This window comes from Nonomuraea sp. NPDC059023, assembly GCF_042740095.1.
Taxonomy (GTDB): domain Bacteria; phylum Actinomycetota; class Actinomycetes; order Streptosporangiales; family Streptosporangiaceae; genus Nonomuraea.
This window is the reverse complement of record NZ_JBHYIO010000112.1, coordinates 1-3,867: the sequence shown is the minus strand read 5'-3', so window position 1 is coordinate 3,867 and position 3,867 is coordinate 1. Positions and strand designations below refer to the sequence as shown.

Here is a 3,867-nt window from a genome sequence, read left to right as displayed (position 1 = left end):
CCCTCGACGAGGAGACCAGCTACCTCAGCGGACCGGCGGTGATCATCGCCTCCGGCGACCTGACCCTTGCAGAATAATGTGTACTCCAGGACCACCACGTTGTGGTCGAATACCTTGGTGTCCTCAAGGGCAAGGGTGCGTATGCCATACCCTTCGAACAGAGGCCGACCACCGTCAGGCCCGAGAATGACGGGGCTGACGTGCATGACGAGTCTGTCGACCAGGCCCTGGCGCATGAGGGAGCGCACGAGGGCCACACTGCCGGGAACAAGGATGTCCCCTTCGCGCTTGAGCGCAGTGATCCTCTCTGACAGGTCACCTTCATCGAAGACGGTGTTCTCCCACATTTCTGGGCCGGTGGCAGTCCGCGTAAAGACGACCTTGCGCGTCTTGTTCATGACCGAGGCCAGCCGATCGCGCGCGTGCGGCCAGTAGGCGGCCATGATCTCGTAGGTGACTCGACCCATGACCATGACATCGGCCGCAGCGTGTAGTTCGTAATCGAAGTCAGCCTTTTCCGGCCCGATGCTGGAGGACACCCAAGCCATCTCCTCCTTGAGGTCGGTGGCGTAGCCGTCCAGTGAGACGAACAGGCTCGCGGTGAGCTTTCCCATGACGATCTCCTTTGACTAGGAAGGGGTGACGGTGGCGAGGTGCTCAGATGAGCGACTGGGGGGTACGTGGCGGAGTAGTAGGACCGTGACAATGGCCAGGACGGTGAACACCCCGGTGCCGAATGCGGCGGCCGCATGCATGGCTACGTCGAATGCGTCACGGGCAGTGCCGAGTAGGTCGGCGGGCAGGTCGGCCGCCACGGCGGCGGCCAGGCTCTCACGTGCGGCGTCGGGCAGGGAGGCAGGGGTCTCGCCTCGGTACACGGCGATGGCGAGGCTGCCCATGCCGGCGATGCCAAGTGCGAGACCAAGTTCGCCACTCGTCTCATTGAGGGACGAGGCGGCGCCCGCGTTCGCCGCAGGTGCTGAGCCGAGAACCAGGTCGTAGCTAAGAGCCAGAGGTCCCAGGCCGACGTTCGCGACGATGAAACCGACGGTCAAGAAGACGCCGTTGCCGTACGACATGAGCCCGAAACCGGCGGCTGAGACGAGCAGTCCCGCTGCGATCACATGTGCGGGCCGGAGCGTACGGGCAAGGCGAGGGACCAGGAGCGAGCTGGTAGCCATGGCGAGCGAACCAGGTACGAGCCACAGGCCCGCCTCCACCGGAGTGCGGCCCTCGACCAGCTGAATGTGCTGGGCGACGAGGAGAAACATCCCGCCCATCGTGGCCCCGACCAGCAACCCCACCAGCAGTGCGGCGCTGAAGGAGCGATTGGCGAAAAGGCTCAGCTTGAGCAGTGGACTGGCCAACGTGCGCTGCCTGCGTACAAAGATCACCCCAGCGATGAGTCCGACCGACAAGGTCAGCAGTGTTGAGGCTGTGAGCCCGATGCGCGCCAGTTCCTTCAGCCCGTAGACCACCGGCAGGATGGTGACGAGAGAGAGCAGCACACTGCTCAGGTCAAGGTTGCCGGCCTGCGGGTCGCGACATTCAGGCAGCAGCTTGGGAGCTGCCACCAGAAGGAGCGCCATGATGGGGACGCCCAGCAGGAAGGCCGCTCCCCACCAGAACGCCTCAACGAGTACGCCGCCGACGAGCGGACCGAGTGCGGTTCCGCCTAGGAAGCAACTCAGCCATACGCCCAGCGCACTGGCCCGCTTCCCTGGGTCGGGAAACATGGTGCTGATCAGCGCCATGGTCGAGGGCATCAGCGTCGCGCCTGCGATGCCCAGGAGCGCCCGGCTTGCGATCAGCATTTCGGTGCTGATGGAGAATGCGGCCAGGATCGACGCAACGCCGAACGCCGCGGCGCCGATCATCAGCAGCTTGCGTCGGCCGATCCGGTCGCCCAGGGTACCCATGGTCACCAGCAATCCGGCGATCATGAATCCGTAGATATCCATGATCCAAAGTTGCTGAGTACCGTTGGCTCCCAGCTCGGCGCTCAGATGCGGAAGGGCCAGAAAGAGCACGCTGACATCGAGCGCAAGCAGCAAAGTGGGAAGGGCCAGCACCATCAGGCCCAGCCAGGGCCGAGATACCGTGCTCGCGCGAGCACCGTCAGTCTCAATCATGATTGTCCTTTCGAATTGCGATGCAAACTCAGGTCCAGGTTGTAGGGCATGCGGTGAAAACTGCCGAGTTCGTACCGGAGCCCTACGACCTCGATTCCGGCGCGTCGTAAGCGGGCTGCATACCTCACGCCGCCCTCAGCCGTGGAATCAGTCGTGACGGTGACGACAGTGGCCGAAGCCACACCTTCTACCGATGCCGTCGCCGGCCGAATGCCATATCTCAGAGATGACGCGACGGGGCCGATTCGCATGGACGGGCGTATCAACACTTGGCGGTGGAGGCTCGGCCAATTTTGATCTCTTGCGTACAAGGCTGTGGCCGCCGCGACACCGCCACCTGGGCCTTCCCCCGCGACAACCAGGCGTTGCGAGTCCTCGCCAAGTTCGCTGGAGTGGTCAGCCGACCACTCCAGCGCTTCTACTGCGTCTGGTAATGCAGCCGAGTAAGGGGCGCTTAGAACAACGGTTCCCGCGGCTGCACATAGCTGCCGACACAGAGGCTCCGCGGCTTTCATTCCCTGCGGTTCCGACAGGGCTGAAAAGAACACCATCATTGGTGGGACAACCGCGGGCGCCCATGGACGATACAGACGCCCCCATTGCGATCCCTTGACTCCGCGAAGTTGCAATGATCCCACCACACGGACGGTAAACTGTTGCTGATCTGAGTGTGGCATGGCCCCAGTCTGCCATTGGTGTGTAGGGAAAGAGAAAGGCCGAACACGCATAACATTGATGTGCGCCATGCATCAATCGTGAGATCATTCTCAAGCGCCATACTCGAGTGCCTGAGTGCTGCGTCCGATCAGGGCGCAGCTGCGCCGATGGCCTGCTCGCGTGGCCATGCCACAGCCCGGCGCTTCCGCTGTATGTCCACTGCCGCCATCACCAATCTGGCCGACCTGATGCACGGCTCAGACGGTGACCTATTTTTGGTGAGTCGGCGGCAGCAGATGTGGGCTGCAGCGAGGGCGAGGAAGGATGGGAAGTGGTCGGCTCGGCGCTCGTACCGCCGGTGTATGCGGCGGCAGCCAGCCAAGGGACTGTCCCTTCTATGACGCAGCGGTGGCGATTCGCGGGATGATGCGGCGTCCGCGCAGGAGGTCCGTTGGGTCACGTCCACGGACGTGGTGTATGAATCAGCCTTCGCGTGATCCTGTTTCTGCAGGTTAAGCGGTCAGAGTCTCAGGCAGTTCGCGCGGGGTGGGTGTGTCGCTGTTGATCAGTCTGAGCCTGGCTTTGGCAGGACTTCGACGCCCATGTAGCGGCGGGCTTCGCTCCATTCATCGGTCTGTTCGGCCAAGACGGCACCGACGAGGCGGATGATGGCGGGCCGGTCGGGGAAGATGCCGACCACGTCGGTGCGGCGGCGGATCTCCTTGTTCAGCCGTTCTTGTGGGTTGTTGGACCAGATCTGCTTCCAGACCTCGCGCGGGAAGGCGGCGAAGGCCAGCAGATCAGCTCGAGCCTGGTCCAGATGATCGGCGGCAGCCGGGTGTTTGGCCTGTAGCGCGTCGATGACCCACTGATGCTGGGCCAGCACTGCTTCGGTGCTGTCCTGGTCGAAGACGGTGCGCACCAAGGTGGCCACCCACGGCTGAGCCGACTTGGGGACGCAGGTCAGCAGGTTGCGCAGGTAGTGGAGCCGTAAAGAATCAAGGCGTTGCTTTTCGATCTTGAACTCGTTGACTTGGTATGGGCATACCGAGCGAGGTCCGCGATCAGCTCGTCTCGC

At 63.1% G+C, this 3,867-nt stretch carries 4 protein-coding genes and 1 pseudogene; all 5 read right to left on the bottom strand.

Annotated elements, in window-relative coordinates; genetic code table 11:
• On the bottom strand, nucleotides 1-614 hold a 614-nt coding region (locus tag ACFWYW_RS59050), incomplete at its 3' end, for a dihydrofolate reductase family protein (RefSeq protein ID WP_379641468.1).
• A 15-nt stretch (nucleotides 615-629) separates the two neighbouring features.
• Nucleotides 630-2,132 carry an MFS transporter gene (locus tag ACFWYW_RS59045; RefSeq protein WP_379627941.1) on the bottom strand — a complete coding sequence of 501 codons (1,503 nt, stop codon included), beginning with the start codon at nucleotides 2,130-2,132 and terminating at the stop codon, nucleotides 630-632.
• The gene (locus ACFWYW_RS59040; protein ID WP_379641470.1) at nucleotides 2,129-2,647 is read right to left on the bottom strand and encodes an alpha/beta hydrolase; all 519 of its coding nucleotides are present in this window, start codon (nucleotides 2,645-2,647) and stop codon (nucleotides 2,129-2,131) included. Before ACFWYW_RS59040 ends, ACFWYW_RS59045 begins: the two co-directional genes overlap by 4 nt.
• A 416-nt stretch (nucleotides 2,648-3,063) precedes the next feature.
• A pseudogene (locus ACFWYW_RS59035) lies at nucleotides 3,064-3,171 on the bottom strand (IS5/IS1182 family transposase); the annotation flags it as partial.
• A 183-nt stretch (nucleotides 3,172-3,354) separates the two neighbouring features.
• The coding region (locus ACFWYW_RS59030) for a transposase (protein ID WP_379628341.1) at nucleotides 3,355-3,867 on the bottom strand (513 nt) is incomplete at its 5' end.